The following is an 18,814-nucleotide window of genomic DNA, read 5'->3' on the forward strand; positions in this document are numbered from 1 at the left end:
GCGCTCTTTACCGAGATGTTTAGCAACGGGGTACAAGCCCCAGGAAGGTGAAGTAAAGTGACGCAGATTGCGCGTGAATCGCTAATAGTGCAAAAGTTTGGTGGAACATCAGTCGGTTCGATTGAGCGGATTGAGGCGGTTGCCAAACGGGTCATGAAAGCTAAAACTGAAGGCCACCAACTTGTTGTAGTTGTTTCGGCCATGTCTGGTGAGACCAATCGTCTCCTGGGCCTTGCACAGCAAGTTGATGCTGTGCCTGCAGCGCGAGAACTTGATGTTCTCTTGTCAGCGGGTGAACAAGTCTCTATGGCTTTACTCGCGATGATGTTGAATAAGATGGGACAACCCGCCGTGTCACTGACTGGTTGGCAGGCTGGCATCGAAACGGACAGTATGTTCAATGATGCGAGCATCACCCATATTGACCCTCGTCCTATTCAACAGTTACTGGCACAAGATAAAGTTGTGATCGTAGCTGGCTTTCAAGGCATGAGTGATGAAAGGGAGATCACGACTCTGGGGCGCGGTGGTTCCGATACCACGGCCGTTGCACTGGCAGGCGCTTTACACGCAAATGAATGTCAGATCTTTACCGACGTGGACGGGGTTTATACCTGCGATCCACGAATTGAGCCCGAAGCCCGTCGACTGGACGTCATCCATTTTGATGATATGACGTCCATGGCACGAAATGGCGCGAAAGTGCTACAATTACAATCAGTTGAGCATGCGAGAGAAAACGGTGTCCCGTTGAGGGTACTGTCTTCATTTGAAGATGGTGACGGGACGCTGGTTAGCTTTGATTCTCATGTTTCAGCTGAGGTCGTCGGTGTGGCGCTGAAAAGCCAGCAAACGCAGCTGGAGGTGGCCTTACCGATAGCTGAGCTGCAAGATCAGCTCAACCTGTTTGGCGTGTCGTGCTGGTGTCAGCCCACGACGGCAAATACAACACAATTAGTGACAGCCAATGAGCAGCTGGCCCGTCTGGAGCTGGTGCTGGCAGGAAAAATGCGACCGCTCGCCGGCGTGGCGACCCTGTCGTTGGTCGGTAATGGGGTCGCAGCTCTGGTCGAACCGGTGTGCGCTGTGCTGGCGAAAGCCGGAATCCAGGTGCAGCAACATACGTGTTCGACGCATTGCCTTTCCCTGCTGGTGAGCGATAGTGATCAACAGTTGGCTGTCAATATTGTCCATAAAAGGTTTGTGGTCGAGACCGAAAGTCTGGATAATCGACCGCTTCTCGCTGTTTCTTGAGCAGTGAATATTTACGAATTCGTAGATATTGTTGGATAATAAACATTAAACGCTTATAAAACTGAGATGACTCAAGGAGCACATGAATGCTTATTTTGACACGTCGCGTAGGTGAGACGCTAATGATTGGTGACGAAGTAACCGTTACTGTTCTGGGTGTAAAAGGGAATCAGGTTCGCATTGGTGTAAACGCACCAAAAGAAGTTTCTGTGCACCGTGAAGAAATCTACATGCGTATTCAGGCAGAAAAAGAAACGGGTTCACAAGGATCCGGTAACTACTGATGCAAAAAAGGTCGGCTTAGGCTGGCCTTTTTTATATTTCCTGCACACAGGCCCTCACGCTTGTGGTGATATTTTATTGAAATCAAATGTGATACGGCACAGTGACGTTGGATATATTGCCGGGTTGGCTATTAAGTATCCATCTGCGTCGGCAATGTTACTTTTTGACAATAAAGTGTTTGACTTATTTTGGGGTGGCAGTAATATGAGCCCCCGCAAGACGGTGAGGTGGCCGAGAGGCTGAAGGCGCTCCCCTGCTAAGGGAGTATACGGTTTGTAGCCGTATCGAGGGTTCGAATCCCTCCTTCACCGCCATTCATTTTATGAATGGCCTGCATTGCGCGTCCGTAGCTCAGCTGGATAGAGTACCTGGCTACGAACCAGGCGGTCGGAGGTTCGAATCCTCCCGGACGCGCCATTTTTTATTGCAACGCCTAAAGCGGTGCAAAACACGAATAAAGCGTGCGCTCGTAGCTCAGCTGGATAGAGTACCTGGCTACGAACCAGGCGGTCGGAGGTTCGAATCCTCCCGAGCGCGCCATTATTTAGTGTGGTGAGGTGGCCGAGAGGCTGAAGGCGCTCCCCTGCTAAGGGAGTATACGGTTTGTAGCCGTATCGAGGGTTCGAATCCCTCCTTCACCGCCATTCTTCTCTCCAAGTCATGCTTGAGAAAGAAACCCTGCGCGTCCGTAGCTCAGCTGGATAGAGTACCTGGCTACGAACCAGGCGGTCGGAGGTTCGAATCCTCCCGGACGCGCCATTTTTTATTGCAACGCCTAAGGCGGTGCAGAACACGAATAAAGCGTGCGCTCGTAGCTCAGCTGGATAGAGTACCTGGCTACGAACCAGGCGGTCGGAGGTTCGAATCCTCCCGAGCGCGCCATTATTTAGTGTGGTGAGGTGGCCGAGAGGCTGAAGGCGCTCCCCTGCTAAGGGAGTATACGGTTTGTAGCCGTATCGAGGGTTCGAATCCCTCCTTCACCGCCATTCTTCTCTTCAAGTCTTTCTTGAGAAAGAAACCCTGCGCGTCCGTAGCTCAGCTGGATAGAGTACCTGGCTACGAACCAGGCGGTCGGAGGTTCGAATCCTCCCGGACGCGCCATTTCCCTTTAAGTATCAACGGACTGTTACTTAATACCGATGTTGTTTCAACATTGGGGTTAGGCTTTTCCTGACCAAATGCAACAATATCTGCGCGCTCGTAGCTCAGCTGGATAGAGTACCTGGCTACGAACCAGGCGGTCGGAGGTTCGAATCCTCCCGAGCGCGCCATGATTAAGGTCACAGACCTGATATTGCAACTGCGATATCGAAAGCCTGCGCGTCCGTAGCTCAGCTGGATAGAGTACCTGGCTACGAACCAGGCGGTCGGAGGTTCGAATCCTCCCGGACGCGCCATTTTTTATTGCAACGCCTAAGGCGGTGCAGAACACGAATAAAGCGTGCGCTCGTAGCTCAGCTGGATAGAGTACCTGGCTACGAACCAGGCGGTCGGAGGTTCGAATCCTCCCGAGCGCGCCATCATTAAGGTCACAGACCTGATATTGCATTGCGATATCGAAAAGCCTGCGCGTCCGTAGCTCAGCTGGATAGAGTACCTGGCTACGAACCAGGCGGTCGGAGGTTCGAATCCTCCCGGACGCGCCATCACGACTTTGCAGCGTGATCACGTTGCATTCCTTCAAGATTAAGTGTGCGCTCGTAGCTCAGCTGGATAGAGTACCTGGCTACGAACCAGGCGGTCGGAGGTTCGAATCCTCCCGAGCGCGCCATTTTCTCAAAGCCCGGCCATTGGCCGGGCTTTTTTATTTCTTGCCTTTTTCCTGACAATTGGTCGAAGTGGTTCATTTTGCTATATGAAGTAACGAGATGATCTATCATCGAGCGACTGATTGCATGAATGACATGACGAGTTATCATCTTGTTATGAAACGCTAAATAACGGTGAATCCCCAGTGGTTTGTCTGGCTTGTTGGCCACAGTCAGCGCGATTGCGCCCGTATGCTGCCTTGAAGCGTCCTCCAATCCCCCAGGTTTAATCAGGCACTGTGAGTGTTTAAAATTCAACCTGTTATGTCTAATTGGAAACTTTGTTAAAAAATTGCTGCTAAATCAGGATAAATTGAGGTTAAATGCAGATAATGGCGCTTAAATTGTGAATCAATTTGACATATTTCAGCCACCCGTGTTAATTCTTAGCCAGCCAAACACTCGCTATGAAAGGAATCAATAATGGCAGATTTAAATAATCTGCTGTGGGAGGCGGCGACAATCATGCTCACCGGGATGGTGGTTGTGTTTGCCTTTCTCAGTACCCTTATCTTTCTCGTGCAGCTGCTCGCCAAAGTAGCCCCCAAAGATGACCAGATGGCATCTGCTCCGCAGCCTAGCCCGGCCGCGGCCAATCCCCAAGGCGGGGTACAGGCCGATGTGGTTGCTGCCATCACCGCTGCGGTACATCAGTACCGACAGCGTCACCGCTGATATCAAGGTTGTCGGATAATTTTAATTACAAGGAGTTTGTGAGCATGTCCAAGTCTTTAGCGATCACTGACGTGGTGTTACGTGACGCCCATCAGTCTCTATTTGCTACCCGTTTACGTCTCGAAGATATGCTGCCGATCGCCGAGCAGCTTGATAACGTCGGCTACTGGTCTCTGGAAACCTGGGGCGGGGCAACGTTTGATGCCTGTATCCGTTATCTAGGGGAAGATCCGTGGGAGCGCCTGCGGGCATTGAAACAAGCGATGCCCAAAACCCCGATGCAGATGCTGCTGCGAGGGCAGAACTTGCTGGGTTACCGTCACTATGCCGATGACGTGGTCGAGAAGTTCGTCGAACGTGCCCATGCCAACGGGATGGATGTGTTCCGCATTTTCGATGCGATGAATGATGTCCGCAACTTCGAGCGTGCGGTGAAAGCTGCCGTGGATGTCGGTGCCCACGCCCAGGGAACGATTTCTTACACCACCAGCCCGGTGCACAATTTAGACACCTGGACCGATCTGGCCAAACGCCTCGAAGATCTCGGCTGTCATTCGATCTGTATCAAGGATATGTCCGGCTTGCTCAAGCCGTATGAGGCCGAAGAGCTGGTGAAGCGGATCAAAGCCTCCTGTGATGTGCCGCTGGCTTTGCATTGTCATGCCACGACCGGTCTGTCGACCGCAACGGCGGTGAAAGCCGTCGAGGCCGGATTGGATATTCTTGATACCGCGATTTCGTCGATGAGCCAGACCTACGGCCACACCCCGACGGAAACTGTTGTCGCGATGCTGGAAGGCACTGAGCGCGATACCAAGCTTGATCTCCAGCAGTTGGAGCCGATTGCCGGTTACTTCCGGGATGTGCGCAAGAAATACGCGCAATTTGAAGGCAGCCTGAAAGGGGTGGATGCCCGTATTCTACTGGCCCAGGTGCCGGGCGGTATGCTGACCAATATGGAAAGCCAGCTCAAAGAGCAGGGGGCGGCCGATCGCTTTGACGAAGTGCTGGAAGAGATCCCACGGGTGCGGGAAGATTTGGGCTTTATCCCGCTGGTGACCCCGACGTCGCAGATCGTGGGCACTCAGGCGGTACTGAATGTACTGACGGGTGAGCGATACAAGAGCATCAGTAAGGAAACTGCGGGTGTTCTGAAAGGAGAATACGGTGCGGCGCCTGCGCCGGTGAACGCCGAGCTTCAGGCCCGGGTTCTGGATGGGGCGGAGCCAATTAACTGCCGTCCGGCAGATTTGCTCGATGATGAACTTTCCAGCCTGACCGAAGAGCTGACAGCAAAAGCCAAGGCGGACGGGATCACCCTGGCCGATGAATCGATTGATGATGTCCTGACTTATGCCCTGTTCCCGCAGGTGGGACTGAATTTCCTTAAAAACCGCAACAACCCGGAAGCCTTTGAGCCGGCGCCTGGGACTGAGCCGGAAGCCACACCTGCGCAACCGGCAGCAGCGCCTGTTGCAAGCGGTGGGGTCGAAGCTTACAGCGTGCGTGTGAACGGTCAGGTCTACAACGTGGAAGTGGGACCGGGCGGTGAGTTGTCTTCGGTTGAGCCAGCTGCACAGGCTGCACAACCGGCAGCTGCCCCGGCGACGACGTCGGCTGAGCCGGTTGCGGCGCCACTGGCCGGCAATATCTTCAAAATCAATGTCCAGCCGGGCCACTCGGTGTCGGAAGGCGACGTGCTGGTGATCCTGGAAGCGATGAAAATGGAAACCGAAGTTCGCGCCGCCCGCAACGGGGTTGTCCAGGACTTGCATGTGAAAGAAGGTGACTCCGTGGCGGTCGGCTCTCCGATCCTGAGTTTGGCATAAGAGGAAACCATGGAAGGTTTATTGAAACTTTGGTTAGAAACCGGGATCGCCAACTTTGAGTTCGGCCAGCTGGTGATGATCCTGGTGGGCGCAGGTCTGCTGTTTCTGGCGATTCGCAAGGGGTTTGAGCCCCTGCTGTTGTTGCCGATGGGCTTTGGCGCAATTCTGGCGAATATTCCCAATGCCGGATTTACCGAGCCGGGCGGGTTGCTGTACTACATCTACCATGTCGGGATTGAAACCGGGGTCTTCCCGCTGCTGATCTTCATGGGTGTGGGAGCGATGACCGACTTCGGTGCCCTGATTGCGAACCCTAAAACGTTGCTCCTGGGCGCGGCGGCCCAGTTCGGGATCTTCTTCACCCTGTTCGGCGCGATTTTGCTGAATCTGGTGCCGGGAATGGAGTTTAGTCTGGCGGATGCCTCGTCGATCGCCATTATCGGTGGCGCGGATGGCCCGACGGCGATTTTCCTTGCCAGCCGGTTGTCCCCGGATCTGCTTGGGGCGATTGCGGTAGCGGCATACAGCTACATGGCTCTGGTGCCGATCATCCAGCCGCCGATCATGAAAGCCCTGACGACACCGGAAGAGCGGATGATCCAGATGGAGCAGCTGCGCCACGTCAGCAAAACTGAAAAGGTGCTGTTCCCGCTGGCCGTGCTGCTGATGACGATCCTGTTTCTGCCGTCGGCCACGCCGTTGGTCGGGATGTTCTGCCTGGGCAACCTGATGCGCGAGTCCGGTGTTGTGGAGCGCTTGTCCAACACGGTGCAGAACGAGCTGATCAATATTGTCACCATCATGCTGGGACTGGGGGTCGGCTCTAAGCTGGAAGCGGATAAGTTCCTCCAGTTCGAAACCCTGGGGATCCTGGTGCTGGGTGCTGTTGCGTTTAGCGTCGGGACTGGCGGGGGGGTACTGATGGCCAAGCTGCTCAACCGCTACAGCAAAGAAGCGATCAACCCGTTGATCGGCGCGGCCGGGGTGTCGGCGGTGCCGATGGCGGCCCGGGTGGTGAACAAGGTCGGCCTGGAAGCCAACCCGCATAACTTCCTGCTGATGCATGCCATGGGTCCGAACGTGGCCGGGGTCCTGGGCTCTGCGGTTGCGGCTGGTATTTTGCTCGCCCTGGTGGGGTAGCGCGAAAAATCTCGGAGAACCATCAAAAACGGGTAGCCACAGGCTGCCCGTTTTTTTATGGTCAGTTTGATATGATGCAGAGATTCAGAACCATAAGGAAAGGTGAATATGACAACCTATCAGCAACTGGCGATCACCCGTTTTGGCGAGCCTGCCGTGTTGGCGATGCAAACTCAGCCGTTACCGGCGTTGGCCGACGATCTGGCGCTTTTGGATGATCAGGTCTTAGTGAAGGTGGTGTATGCCGGGGTCAATCCGATCGATGCCAAAACCCGGGCGGGCCTAGGTTGGGCAGCGGCGCAGAATAAGGACAAGCTGCCCTGGGTACCGGGCTATGACATCGCCGGCGAAGTGGTGGCTAGTTGTGAGGCTGCGGGCCGATGGTCGGCTGGCGATCGGGTGTCGGGTTTTATCGGCTTTCCGCTCCAGGGGGGCGGCTATAGCGAGTACGTTGCGGTTCCGGCGGAGCAGCTGAGCCTGGTGCCGGCATCGGTACCTTTGCGTCAGGCGGCAGCTTTGCCGCTGGCCGGACAAACGGCCTGGCAGGCACTGGAGAAAGCGGCGGTGAACGCCGGCGATCAGGTGTTGGTGCTGGCGGGTGCCGGCGGCGTGGGGCATCTTGCCATTCAGCTGGCTGTTGCGCGCGGTGCCAAGGTTTTTGCCAGTTGCTCGGCAGGCAATGCCGATTTTGTGCGCCAGCTTGGAGCGACAGCGCTCGACTACCGGCAAGGGCCGTTGGATGTGCAGCTCAAGGATGCGGATGTGTTGATTGACCTGATGGGCGGCGATGTTGGTATCGGTGCACTCGGTTGTGTCAAAGCCGGTGGCCGGGTGGTGACGGTGCCGACGATCACCGCCGAGCAAGTCTGCAAGCAGGCGCGTCAGCGCGGGTTGCTGGCCGAGGGGATGCTGGTCACGCCATCGGTGATGCAGAACGATGCGATGATGGCCATGCTGGCTGCCGGAACCTTGCGTTTGCATATCGACGCTGTATACCCGCTGGTGGACGGCGCGACGGCCCACCAGGCGATTGAAAGCGGCCATACCCGGGGCAAAATTGTGCTGGCGGTAGGTGGTGATGCGTAACGGTTGTCCGGGCTCGGCCCGGCTCCGCCGAAAGCAAGTGATCTTGTGCCGGGCATTTCAATGCTAGAGTTATTTCAAGGCAGCTCAGCCCTTTGGGTGCTGTTCTCGACCGGCCTGCTCAGTGCAACCCTGCTTCCCGGCGGTTCGGAAGCCAGCCTGGTAGCAGCCTTGAAGCTGGGGGAGCAGCCCGCCTGGCTGCTGGTGATCGTGGCTACGGTGGGCAATACCCTGGGCGGGATGATCAATTACTGGCTGGGAAGATGGCTGCCAGATAAAACTTCTGAGGAGAAAAACGGTCATAAAGCTTTGCAATGGCTGAAAAAGTACGGCTATTGGTCGTTGCTGTTCAGCTGGTTACCCGTGATTGGGGATCCGTTATGTCTGGCTGCGGGCTGGCTGCGCATGCGCCACGACTTGAGCCTGGTACTGATTTTTGTGGGCAAAGCCGTGCGCTATCTGCTGCTGGCGCTGGTTGTCCAAGGTTTATGATAAGGAATGCTTACGTGCAAAAGTGGATTCTAGGTGTCGCTTTGCTTTCTCTTGCGGGGTGCTCGGCCCTTGAGGCGACGCAGGACAAGAGCCCCGCATTACCGGGTGGGGTGACATTTGTTGAACAGGTGACGGATACGGATGATCAGGCCCGGCCGGTGATCCCGTATCGTAAATACATGCTGGAGAACGGACTGACGGTGATCCTGCACGAAGATAACTCCGATCCGCTGGTCCATGTTGACGTGACCTACCATGTCGGTTCGGCGCGTGAAGAACTGGGGAAATCCGGCTTTGCACATTTCTTTGAACATATGATGTTTCAGGGGTCGGAAAACGTCGGCGATCAGGAGCATTTCCGGTTGATCACCGAAGCCGGCGGTACGCTGAACGGCACCACCAACCGGGATCGGACCAACTATTTTGAAACTGTGCCGTCCAACCAGCTGGAAAAAATGCTGTGGCTGGAGTCTGATCGGATGGGTTTTTTGCTCAACGCCGTCTCCCAACGCAAATTTGAGATCCAGCGCTCGACCGTGAAAAACGAGCGCGCACAGCGCTATGAGAACCGCCCTTACGGCTTGGTTTACGAGCGGATGGGCGAAGCACTGTTCCCACGTACCCACCCTTATTCCTGGCAGACGATTGGCTATGTTGAAGATCTCGACCGTGTTGATGTCAATGATCTGAAAGCCTTCTTCCTGCGCTGGTACGGCCCGAACAATGCCACGCTGACCATTGGCGGTGATCTGGATGTGGAGCAGACGCTGGCCTGGGTCAACAAGTATTTCGGCTCGATTCCGCGTGGCCCGCAAGTTGATAAGCCGCAACCACGGTCGGTGACGCTTGAGTATGATCGCTACCTGACATTGGAAGATAAGATCCAGCAGCCGATGCTGCTGATGGCCTGGCCCACCTCGTACCTGGGGGCCGAGGATGAAGCGTCGCTGGATATGCTGGCCCAGGTGGTTGGCGGCGGCAAGAACAGCTTGCTGTATCAGGATTTGGTCAAAACCGGTGAGGTGAACGATGCCGGGGCATTCCATGATTGCGCGGAGCTGGCGTGTACCTTCTATGTTTATGCCATGGCCCAGAGCGGGGAAAAGGGCGATCTGAAGTCACTACGCGCCAAGGTGATGCGGATACTTGAGGGGCTGGAGCAGCGCGGCGTGAATGCCAAAGAGCTGGATGATATCAAGGGTATGGTTGAAGCTGACGCGATATTTGGTCTGCAGAGTGTACGCGGCAAGGTCTCGCAGCTGGCAGCCTATGAAACCTTCTTCGACAACCCGAATTATCTGGGCGTGGAGCTGGATAACCTGCGTGCGGTGACTCCGGCCAGTGTCGAACAAGTATATCAGCGTCATCTCAACGGCAACCCGAGCGTGACACTCAGCGTGGTGCCGCAGGGGCGGACTGCGATCCAGGCAGCCAAGCCGAACTATCAACCGGCGCCGCGGATCATTGCCGAGCACCGGAAAGTCAGTGATGAACAACTGGTGTTGCGAGAAGCCAAAGATGACTTTGATCGCTCTGTGATGCCGGAGCCGTCGTCCCCGGTGCAACCAGTGATGCCGAAGCTGTATGAGTTCGAACTGGCCAACGGGATCAAGGTGCTGGGGACTCACTATCAGGAAACCCCGACGGTCGAGCTACAAATGATGGTGCCTGCCGGGCGTCGGTTTGAGCCGGCCGGCAAGGCCGGGCTGGCGAGCCTGACGGCAGCGATGATGAACGAGGCCAGTCAGAAATCGAGTGTGGAAGAGCTGTCCTCACGTCTTGATCGCCTGGGCAGCACAATTCACTTTGATGCCGGTTTGTACGGCACCGTGGTATCGGTGTCGTCACTGAAGAAAAATCTGGCGGAAACCCTGACCATCCTCGAAGAGCGGCTATTTGCCCCGGCGTTCAATCCGGATGATTTTGCCCGGGTGAAACAACAGGCGCTGGAGGGGATTGTTTATGAACACCAGAAACCGTCTTGGTTAGCGGGTCAGGCTTCGCGTGAAGTGTTGTTTGGCGGCACGTCTTTCAGCTTACCGCCGGAAGGGACCACAGCCTCGGTGAAGGGGATTACTCTGAATGATGTCCAAGCCTTCTATCAGCGTTATTACACCCCGAACGGCACCGATCTTGTGGTGGTCGGGGATATCCAGGCGCAAGCGCTTACGGAGCAGCTGGATTTCCTGGCACAATGGTCCGGTATGCCGAAGCCGGAATATACGCCGCAAACGCTGCCAACCCTGGATCGTCAGGCGATCTGGCTGGTCGACAAACCGGGGGCACCGCAAAGCATGATCCGCCTGGTGCGCCAGGGGTTGCCGTTTGATGCCACCGGAGAGTTGTTTGAAACGCAGCTGGCGAACTTTAACCTGGCCGGTAACTTCAACAGCCGGATTAACCTCAACCTACGGGAAGATAAGGGTTATACCTACGGAGCCGGCGGCTTTCAAAGCGGCGGTAAAGAGGTCGGCATGTCTGCGTTTTATGCCCAGGTTCGGGCGGACGCCACCCTGGCCTCGGTAAAGGAGTTCCTGCGCGAGCTCGAAGCCATGAGCCAGCAGGGGGTCACGGCAGATGAAGTTGCCTTTATGCGCCTGGCGGTCGGGCAAAAAGATGCGCTCAACTATGAAACCCCGGGTAAGAAAGCGCAGCTGCTGGGGCAGATCCTGACCTACGCGCTGCCACAGGACTTTGTTGCCGAGCGCAATGAGATTGTCGCGACCATTACCAAAGCCCGGCTGGATCAGCTGGCCGCGAAATGGTTCGACCCGGCGGATTACCAGATCATCGTGGTGGGGGATGCTGCATCCCTGCGGCCGCAGCTGGAAACGCTGGGGATCCCGGTCAAAGCGCTGCAACCGCGCGGCTAACCGACGGGCAAGCCGGCGTTTATACGCCGGCTTTTTATGTTCCCGCGATACTTGACCGGGCCTTTGCGGACGATGAGGATTGTTTCTGGCCAGTAAAACTGTTTCGTATGAATAATCATGGTAATCGGCAAAAATAATGATTACTCTACCTCACTTCACTCAGTAAAAGATCGAGAATGGCCTTGATGGATTTTTCACAAAGGTTGCAACAGATTTCCGCGAATCCTGATGCACTGACTCAGATAGGGCGTGGCCTGGAACGCGAAGCGCTACGAATCACCCCGGAAGGAACATTGTCTGCACAGCCACACCCGGCTGGATTAGGCTCGGCGCTCACCAACCAATGGGTAACGACCGATTTTGCAGAGTCGCTGCTGGAATTCATTACCCCGGTATCGCGTGATGTGGACAACTTACTGACGCAACTGAGTGATATCCATCAGTTTACTTACAGTAAGCTGGGCGAGGAAACGCTGTGGCCGATGTCGATGCCGTGTTTTGTCGGCAGTGAAGATGATATTACGCTGGCCCAGTATGGCAGCTCGAATAACGGCCGGATGAAAACCCTGTACCGTCAGGGACTCAAGCACCGCTACGGCAGTATTATGCAGGTGATCTCGGGCGTTCATTTCAACTTTTCTTTTCCGGATGCATTCTGGGATCAACTGTTTGGCGAGCAGACGGCTGAAGCACGCCAGGCCGCAGTGTCAGATGCCTACTTTGGCCTGATCCGCAACTACTACCGCTTCGGTTGGCTGATCCCCTACCTGTTCGGCGCATCGCCGGCGCTGTGTGGCTCGTTCCTGGACAACAGCGGCTCAGCCCTGAATTTTGAAAAAGTCGGCTGTGGCACTTATTTTCTGCCTAATGCAACAGCATTGCGCCTGAGCGATCTGGGGTATACCAACCATGAGCAAAGTTCGCTGAAAATTGGCTTTAACAGCCTGGAGCAATACCTGAAAGGCTTGCAACGCGCGATCCGCACCCCATCGGAAGAATTTGCCAAGATTGGTGTCAAGGTTGAGGGTGAATACCGTCAGCTCAATGCCAATGTACTGCAAATTGAGAATGAGCTGTATGCCCCGATCCGACCGAAACGCGTGGCGCAGTCGGGCGAGAAACCGTCCGAAGCTCTGAGCCGGGGCGGGGTGGAGTATATTGAAGTTCGCTCGCTGGATGTTAATCCGTTCAGTCCGATCGGGATTACGGAAGATCAGGTGCGTTTCCTCGATCTGTTCCTGACCTGGGCTGTGCTGTCACCGTCGGATCCAATGGATGATGCCGAATTGGCATGCTGGCGCGATAACTGGAACCGGGTGGTGCTGGATGGTCGTAATCCGGATCTGCAACTGAAAATTGGTTGCAACGGGGAGCGCCTGTCACTGCAGTCTTGGGGGCTGCGGGTGTTTGCTGAGCTGGGCCAAGTGGCCGAGGTGATGGATCAGGCCGCTGGCAGCGATCATTACCAGCAGACTGTTGCTCGGCTGAAAACCTGGGTGGAAAACCCGGATCTGACGCTGTCGGCGCAGCTGCTGGCGCAGATCAAGCAGCAAGACGGAATTGGTAAAGTCGGCAAGGTGCTGGCCGCATCACATGCAGATGCGCTCAAAACCCGTGATTATCAGTTTTACGCAGAGCAGGCGTTTGAGCAGGAAGCGGCTGCATCACATGCCAAGCAGCAGCAGGTTGAGCAGAGCGACACCCAGTCGTTCGACGCTTTTCTTGAGGCGTACTTCGATTATCTGAAATAACACAAGTGGCCTGAGCCCGAAGCTTTGGCTGCAAAAAAAAAGGGCAGCTGCCTTGCTGCCCGGTAATGAATTTCGCAGGGATGACGACAGCACGGCTGCCAGTCATAAATTCTGACCGCCGAATTGCTGTTTGGTTCCCGCTGGGGACGAAAATATGCGTTTTTTGAGACGGACCGTATTGGGCGGTGGACTGGTGATGGTGTTAACCGGCTGTGCCACGCCGCCGCCGAAAGACCAGTCAAACTTATGTCATATCTTCCGCGAGCAGCCCGACTGGTATGAAGCCGGGCTGGACATGCAGGAAGCATGGGGCACCCCCATTCAGGTGGCGATGGCCTTTATCAAGCAGGAAAGCAGCTTTCGTCATGACGCCCGGCCACCGAAGGACTATCTGCTGGGGTTCATCCCCTGGGGGCGGATCAGCAGTGCTTACGGCTATGCCCAGGCTCAGGATCCGGCTTGGGAGGACTACCAGAAGGCAACCGGCAATGGGGGCTCACGCACCAATTTTTCAGATTCGCTGATGTTTGTCGGCTGGTATACTCATGAAACTCAGCGTCAGCTGGGCGTCTCCAAGTGGGATGTCTATAACCAGTACCTGGCTTACCATGAAGGTCGGGGCGGCTACCGGCGCGGCAGTTATCGCGCGAAGCCGGGGGTGATGAAGGTGTCGCGCCGGGTTGAGCAACAGGCCAAGGATTATGGCTGGCAACTGAAGCAATGCCGACAGGAATTGGAAGAGAACCGTAGCTGGTGGCCGTTCTGAGCCAATAAGCACAGGAACAGCTAAGCTATGGAGAGAGCAGAATCACGAAGGGCAAAGGAGAAGGAAGCAATGCCATTACTCGATAGTTTTACGGTCGACCACACCCGCATGCACGCACCGGCGGTCCGGGTGGCCAAAACCATGCAAACGCCGAAGGGCGATACCATTACTGTGTTTGATTTGCGCTTCTGCCGCCCGAATGCAGACATCTTGGGGGAACGGGGCATTCACACTCTGGAGCACCTTTTTGCCGGCTTTATGCGTGATCATTTGAACTCTGAGCAGGTGGAAATTATTGATATTTCGCCGATGGGTTGCCGGACCGGCTTTTATATGAGCCTGATTGGTACGCCGAGCGAGCAGCAGGTGGCTGAGAGCTGGCGGGCGGCGATGGAAGATGTCTTGAACGTGGCCTCTCAGGACCAAATCCCAGAGTTGAATGAATACCAGTGTGGTACCTATATGATGCACTCGCTGGAAGATGCGAAGGATATTGCCAAGCATATTCTGGTCCAGGGCATTGATGTGAACCAGAATGAAGAGCTGGCGTTGCCGGAATCCATGCTGCAGAAGCTGAATGTGAAGTAACGGAGTCGCGCTTTTGGGGGCTATCTCCCTCGGAGTGCATCTGGAATGTGAAATTAAAAAAGCCGGTGAATGCCGGCTTTTTCATGGCAGGTGATCAGGCGACCCGGCTTTTTTTCGCCGGGGGGGCCAGTACCTTGACCAGCTTGATCATGTTGTCCGAGACTTCGACGATTTCCATCTGGTGGCCACCAACTTCAATACTCAGGCGGCAGTCCGGAATGTCTTCGAGGTGTTCAAGGATCAGGCCATTGAGGGTGCGCGGGCCATCCGTGGGCAGATCCCAGTTCAGGCTCTTGTTAAGATCGCGGATATTGGCGGTGCCTTCAATCATCAGGCTGCCGTCGGCCTGCGGGGTGATCTCTTCGGCCAGGGTCGGGGTGATCGAGGTGGTAAACTCACCGACAATCTCCTCAAGGATATCCTCCAGGGTGATCAGGCCCTGGATGTCGCCGTATTCATCGACAATCAGTCCGATCCGTTCTTTATTACGCTGGAACTTCAGCAACTGGATATTGAGCGGGGTGCCTTCCGGGATGAAGTAGACCTCATCGGCCGCCCGGAGCAGGTTGGCTTTACTGAAATCGTTCTTGTCCATCATCAGGCGGTAGGCTTCGCGTACTCGCAGCATGCCGACCACTTCGTCAATGTTGTCGCGGTACAGCACAATCCGTCCGTGGGCGGAGTGGCTGAGCTGGCGGACGATGGATTTCCAGTCATCATTGATGTTGATCCCAGCAATATCGCTGCGCGGGACCATGAGATCTTCGACCGTAACATTTTCCAGATCGAGGATCGACAGCAGCATGTCCTGGTGGCGGCGCGGGATCAGGCCGCCGGCTTCGTTCACCACCGTCCGGAGTTCATCCGAGCTGAGCTTGGCATCGTCTAAGGCATCGACCTTCAGGCCGACCAGACGCAGGAAACCGTTGGTGATCCCGTTGACCAGCCAGACCAGCGGGTAGAGGATCCGCATCAGAAATTGCAGCACGATACTGCTGGTGTAGGACACGCGTTCCGGGTAGAGGGCGGCCAGGGTTTTCGGGGTCACCTCGGCAAATACCAATACCACCAGGGTCAGTGCACCGGTGGCGATTGCGACCCCCATGTCGCCGTAGAGCCGCATCCCGAGGATAGTAGCAATGGCCGATGCCAGAATGTTAACCAGGTTGTTGCCGATCAGGATCAGGCCGATCAGGCGATCCGGTCGCCCCAGCAGCTTTTCAACGCGCTTGGCCCCCCGGTGTCCTTGGTTGGCAAGATGCCGCAGCTTATAGCGGTTGAGTGACATCATGCCGGTTTCAGAACCGGAGAAGTATCCGGAAATGACGAGAAGTAATATCAGGAGGGAGAATAAGACTCCCGTGGATATATCGTCCAAAAAGTTATGCCCTTAACGTTTCTGTTACAAATAATGTGTACCCGGAGTGGGTGGGTGTCAAACCAAAGATGGCTTCATCATCGGCATCAGATACCGATGATGATCTCTTTGACAAACCGGCTCCCGAAGTAGGCCAGTGTCAACAGGAAAGCCCCGACCAGGCTGAACCAGATCACCCGGCGCCCGCGCCAGCCTTTCTGGTAGTGGCCCCACAGCAGGACGCTGTAGACGCACCAGGCGAGCAGGGACAGAACGGCCTTGTGCAGCTTTCCTTGCGCCAGCATATCCTGAATGAAGATAAAACCGGTGATCAGGGTGAGCGTCAGGAGCGAATTTCCGACCAAAATGATCTTGAAAAGTTGTCGTTCCACCATCATTAAAGGGGGAATGTTGGGGTTGATCATCAGGCTCTTTTTCTTTTTTAGTTTGTGATCGAGCCAGGCCAGCTGCACCGCATACAGCGTAGCAATCATCAGCGTGGAGTAGGAGAACAGCGCCAGGGAGATATGCAGCAGCACCTGCGGGTGTGCTTCCAGGTGGGTAATAAACGAGCCCGGAAGCAAGGTGGCCGCGGACAGGTTGATGGCGGCGAAGCTGTAGACCACCGGCAGCAGAAACCAGACTCTGATCCGCAAGATGGCAACCGTGGTCAGCAGGGCGATGATCAGGCTGATCAGTGAGGCGACGTTGAGAATACTTAAGTTCTGGCCAACATCGCCGTGGATCAGGTCTTTCAGCAACAGGATATGCAAGGCAATCGCAGCCAGCGCAGTCATGAAGACCGGTTTGGTTTTGATGCCGTTACTGTTGGTCAACCCAGGAACAACCAGCCCCAGGGCGAGTAAATATAAGCAAGCAGCCATGAAGGCTATCAACATATCCATAGTCGACTGAACAAGTTAAGGTGATTTGAACCCGCAATTATACCTGCTCAATGTCTCGCCGCCAATGTAATGGCGGCCGGAATCTGTGGCGAAGAACTCAGTTCGCAGTTGAACTGAAAGTAAAGTCGCCGCCAGAACATGAAAGCAGGCAGCGGAATGCGGTATACTCACAAGATCTTGCAGATTTAGTTGCGTAACGAGCGAGTAGCACATGTTCGAAAATTTATCGGAGCGTTTATCGCGAACGCTCAAGAATATCAGCGGCCGCGGTCGCCTGACGGACGACAACATCAAGGATACGCTGCGTGAAGTACGTATGGCGTTACTCGAAGCCGATGTTGCGCTTCCTGTTGTCCGTGATTTCGTCAAGCGCGTGAAAGAGCGTGCGGTTGGGACGGAAGTTTCCAAAAGCCTGACCCCGGGGCAGGAGTTCATTAAGATTGTTCAGGCTGAGCTTGAGCAGGTCATGGGTGAGTCCAATGAAGATCTGAACCTGGCCAGCCAGCCACCGGCGGTGATCCTGATGGCCGGTTTGCAGGGTGCCGGTAAAACCACCAGTGTCGGTAAGCTGGGTAAATTGCTCAAAGAGCGCCAGAAGAAGAAGGTGCTGGTGGTGTCTGCCGACGTCTACCGTCCGGCGGCGATCAAGCAGCTGGAAACCCTGGCGGGCGATATCGGCATTGAGTTCTTCCCGTCAAGTCCGGACCAGAAGCCGGTCGATATTGCCAACGCGGCGGTGGATCATGCCAAACGCAAGTTCTTTGATGTCCTGATTGTCGATACCGCGGGTCGCCTTCATGTTGACAGCGAAATGATGGACGAAATTAAAGACGTCCATCAGGCGCTCAACCCGGTTGAAACCCTGTTCGTGGTCGATGCGATGACGGGTCAGGATGCGGCGAATACCGCCAAGGCCTTTGACGAAGCGCTGCCGCTGACCGGTGTGGTGCTGACCAAGGTCGACGGTGATGCCCGCGGCGGTGCCGCGCTGTCGGTGCGCCATATCACCGGCAAGCCGATCAAGTTCCTTGGTGTGGGTGAGAAAACCGATGCCCTGGAGCCGTTCCATCCGGATCGGGTCGCTTCCCGTATCCTCGGCATGGGTGATGTGCTGTCGCTGATCGAAGATCTGGAACGCAACGTCGATAAAGACCAAGCGGAACAGCTGGCGAAGAAATTCAAAGAGAAGAAAGGTTTCGATCTGGAAGATTTCCGCAGTCAGTTGCAGCAGATGAAAAAGATGGGCGGCATGATGGGCATGCTGGACAAGCTGCCGGGCATGTCGCAACTGCCGGACAATGTCAAAGACCAAGTGGATGACAAACAGTTCGTGCAGATGGAAGCTATCATTAACTCGATGACACCGGGAGAGCGTGAGCGACCTGAGCTGATCAAGGGCTCGCGCAAGAAACGGATTGCCCTCGGCTCTGGTACTCAGGTGCAGGATGTGAACCGTCTGCTGAAGCAGTTTACCCAGATGCAGAAGATGATGAAAAAGATGCAGAAGGGCGGAATGAAGAACATGATGCGCAATATGAAGGGCATGATGCCGGGCGGCGGGATGTTCCCGGGCCGTTAAGGCTTTCTTTATCTGCTCAGGGATATTTTACGTTTGCTGGTGAAAATTTAGCTAAAGCGGTTGCATTCGTCAGTTTTCGGAGTAAAATTCCCGAGCTTAATTTGGCACGGGCCCCGTTAATTTAGCGGGGCCACTTTAATTTACAGTAATGCAAAGAGGACGATATGGTAACCATTCGTTTGGCACGTCACGGCGCTAAAAAGCGTCCATTCTATCACATCGTTGTTGCTGACTCTCGCGCTGCTCGCGACGGTCGTAACATTGAGAAAATTGGCTTCTTCAATCCAGTAGCGAAAGGTCAGGAAGAGCGTCTGCGTCTGGACCTGGACCGTGTTAACCACTGGGTAGGTCAAGGTGCAACTGTATCTGACCGCGCAGCTAAGCTAATCAAAGACGCTGCTAAAGCGGCTTAATTAGCCCTGTCTGGTA

Annotated in this window: 15 protein-coding genes and 13 tRNA genes; 26 read left to right on the forward strand and 2 right to left on the reverse strand. The window is 55.2% G+C overall.

The features are described 5' to 3' along the window. Positions 1-57 precede the first annotated feature (57 nt). The 24 genes from NNL38_RS02550 (at position 58) to luxS (ending at position 14,544) form a co-directional block, all read left to right on the forward strand. Entirely contained in the window at positions 58-1,254 is a 1,197-nt protein-coding gene (locus NNL38_RS02550; RefSeq protein WP_255389498.1) for an aspartate kinase, read from the forward strand. Between the two features lie 86 nt (positions 1,255-1,340). Next, entirely contained in the window at positions 1,341-1,538 is a 198-nt protein-coding gene (gene csrA, locus NNL38_RS02555; RefSeq protein WP_036818084.1) for a carbon storage regulator CsrA, read from the forward strand. A 222-nt stretch (positions 1,539-1,760) separates the two neighbouring features. Continuing rightward, positions 1,761-1,853 (forward strand) — tRNA-Ser (locus tag NNL38_RS02560). Between the two features lie 26 nt (positions 1,854-1,879). Further along, positions 1,880-1,956, forward strand: a tRNA-Arg gene (locus NNL38_RS02565). A 46-nt stretch (positions 1,957-2,002) separates the two neighbouring features. Then, positions 2,003-2,079, forward strand: a tRNA-Arg gene (locus NNL38_RS02570). Positions 2,080-2,090: 11 nt separating this feature from the next. Continuing rightward, positions 2,091-2,183: transfer RNA gene (locus NNL38_RS02575), tRNA-Ser, on the forward strand. 38 nt (positions 2,184-2,221) lie between these two features. Next, positions 2,222-2,298 (forward strand) — tRNA-Arg (locus tag NNL38_RS02580). 46 nt (positions 2,299-2,344) lie between these two features. Then, a tRNA-Arg gene (locus NNL38_RS02585) sits at positions 2,345-2,421 on the forward strand. A gap of 11 nt (positions 2,422-2,432) precedes the next feature. Next, positions 2,433-2,525: transfer RNA gene (locus tag NNL38_RS02590), tRNA-Ser, on the forward strand. A 38-nt stretch (positions 2,526-2,563) separates the two neighbouring features. Beyond that, positions 2,564-2,640 (forward strand) — tRNA-Arg (locus NNL38_RS02595). A gap of 93 nt (positions 2,641-2,733) precedes the next feature. After that, positions 2,734-2,810 (forward strand) — tRNA-Arg (locus NNL38_RS02600). A gap of 49 nt (positions 2,811-2,859) precedes the next feature. Beyond that, positions 2,860-2,936 (forward strand) — tRNA-Arg (locus NNL38_RS02605). Positions 2,937-2,982: 46 nt separating this feature from the next. Further along, positions 2,983-3,059: transfer RNA gene (locus NNL38_RS02610), tRNA-Arg, on the forward strand. Positions 3,060-3,108: 49 nt separating this feature from the next. After that, a tRNA-Arg gene (locus NNL38_RS02615) sits at positions 3,109-3,185 on the forward strand. Between the two features lie 48 nt (positions 3,186-3,233). Then, positions 3,234-3,310: transfer RNA gene (locus NNL38_RS02620), tRNA-Arg, on the forward strand. Positions 3,311-3,770: 460 nt separating this feature from the next. Next, positions 3,771-4,022, forward strand: coding sequence for an oxaloacetate decarboxylase subunit gamma (locus NNL38_RS02625; RefSeq protein ID WP_255389503.1), 252 nt, complete (start codon positions 3,771-3,773; stop codon positions 4,020-4,022). A gap of 44 nt (positions 4,023-4,066) precedes the next feature. Further along, positions 4,067-5,851, forward strand: coding sequence for a sodium-extruding oxaloacetate decarboxylase subunit alpha (oadA, locus tag NNL38_RS02630; protein WP_255389505.1), 1,785 nt, complete (start codon positions 4,067-4,069; stop codon positions 5,849-5,851). 9 nt (positions 5,852-5,860) lie between these two features. Continuing rightward, positions 5,861-6,991, forward strand: coding sequence for a sodium ion-translocating decarboxylase subunit beta (locus NNL38_RS02635; RefSeq protein ID WP_255389507.1), 1,131 nt, complete (start codon positions 5,861-5,863; stop codon positions 6,989-6,991). Positions 6,992-7,099: 108 nt separating this feature from the next. Further along, positions 7,100-8,077, forward strand: coding sequence for an NADP-dependent oxidoreductase (locus NNL38_RS02640; RefSeq protein ID WP_255389509.1), 978 nt, complete (start codon positions 7,100-7,102; stop codon positions 8,075-8,077). 60 nt (positions 8,078-8,137) lie between these two features. Beyond that, complete coding sequence (locus NNL38_RS02645; protein WP_255389511.1) at positions 8,138-8,566, forward strand: YqaA family protein; 429 nt, start codon at positions 8,138-8,140, stop codon at positions 8,564-8,566. A gap of 14 nt (positions 8,567-8,580) precedes the next feature. Continuing rightward, positions 8,581-11,439 (forward strand): M16 family metallopeptidase, encoded by a 2,859-nt coding sequence (locus NNL38_RS02650; RefSeq protein WP_255389513.1) that lies wholly within the window; start codon positions 8,581-8,583, stop codon positions 11,437-11,439. Positions 11,440-11,624: 185 nt separating this feature from the next. Then, positions 11,625-13,190 (forward strand): glutamate--cysteine ligase, encoded by a 1,566-nt coding sequence (gene gshA / locus NNL38_RS02655; protein ID WP_255390544.1) that lies wholly within the window; start codon positions 11,625-11,627, stop codon positions 13,188-13,190. A gap of 154 nt (positions 13,191-13,344) precedes the next feature. Then, on the forward strand, positions 13,345-13,956 hold the full coding sequence (locus NNL38_RS02660; protein WP_255389515.1) for a transglycosylase SLT domain-containing protein: 612 nt from the start codon (positions 13,345-13,347) through the stop codon (positions 13,954-13,956). 69 nt (positions 13,957-14,025) lie between these two features. Next, positions 14,026-14,544: an S-ribosylhomocysteine lyase gene (gene luxS / locus NNL38_RS02665; RefSeq protein WP_255389517.1), complete on the forward strand. Its 519-nt coding sequence runs from the start codon at positions 14,026-14,028 to the stop codon at positions 14,542-14,544. 94 nt (positions 14,545-14,638) lie between these two features. Here luxS and NNL38_RS02670 read toward each other — a convergent pair whose 3' ends face one another. Further along, a complete protein-coding gene (locus NNL38_RS02670) occupies positions 14,639-15,922 on the reverse strand; it encodes an HlyC/CorC family transporter (RefSeq protein WP_255389519.1) in 1,284 nt (427 codons plus the stop codon). 86 nt (positions 15,923-16,008) lie between these two features. After that, on the reverse strand, positions 16,009-16,806 hold the full coding sequence (locus tag NNL38_RS02675) for a cytochrome C assembly family protein (protein ID WP_255389521.1): 798 nt from the start codon (positions 16,804-16,806) through the stop codon (positions 16,009-16,011). 211 nt (positions 16,807-17,017) lie between these two features. On the opposite strand from NNL38_RS02675, the gene ffh reads away from it, so the two are divergent. Continuing rightward, positions 17,018-18,385 (forward strand): signal recognition particle protein, encoded by a 1,368-nt coding sequence (gene ffh / locus NNL38_RS02680; protein ID WP_255389523.1) that lies wholly within the window; start codon positions 17,018-17,020, stop codon positions 18,383-18,385. Between the two features lie 164 nt (positions 18,386-18,549). Next, positions 18,550-18,798 carry a 30S ribosomal protein S16 gene (gene rpsP, locus NNL38_RS02685; RefSeq protein ID WP_255389525.1) on the forward strand — a complete coding sequence of 83 codons (249 nt, stop codon included), beginning with the start codon at positions 18,550-18,552 and terminating at the stop codon, positions 18,796-18,798. Positions 18,799-18,814: the final 16 nt, after the last annotated feature.

The organism is Photobacterium atrarenae (assembly GCF_024380015.1).
Classification (GTDB): Bacteria; Pseudomonadota; Gammaproteobacteria; order Enterobacterales; family Vibrionaceae; genus Photobacterium; species Photobacterium atrarenae.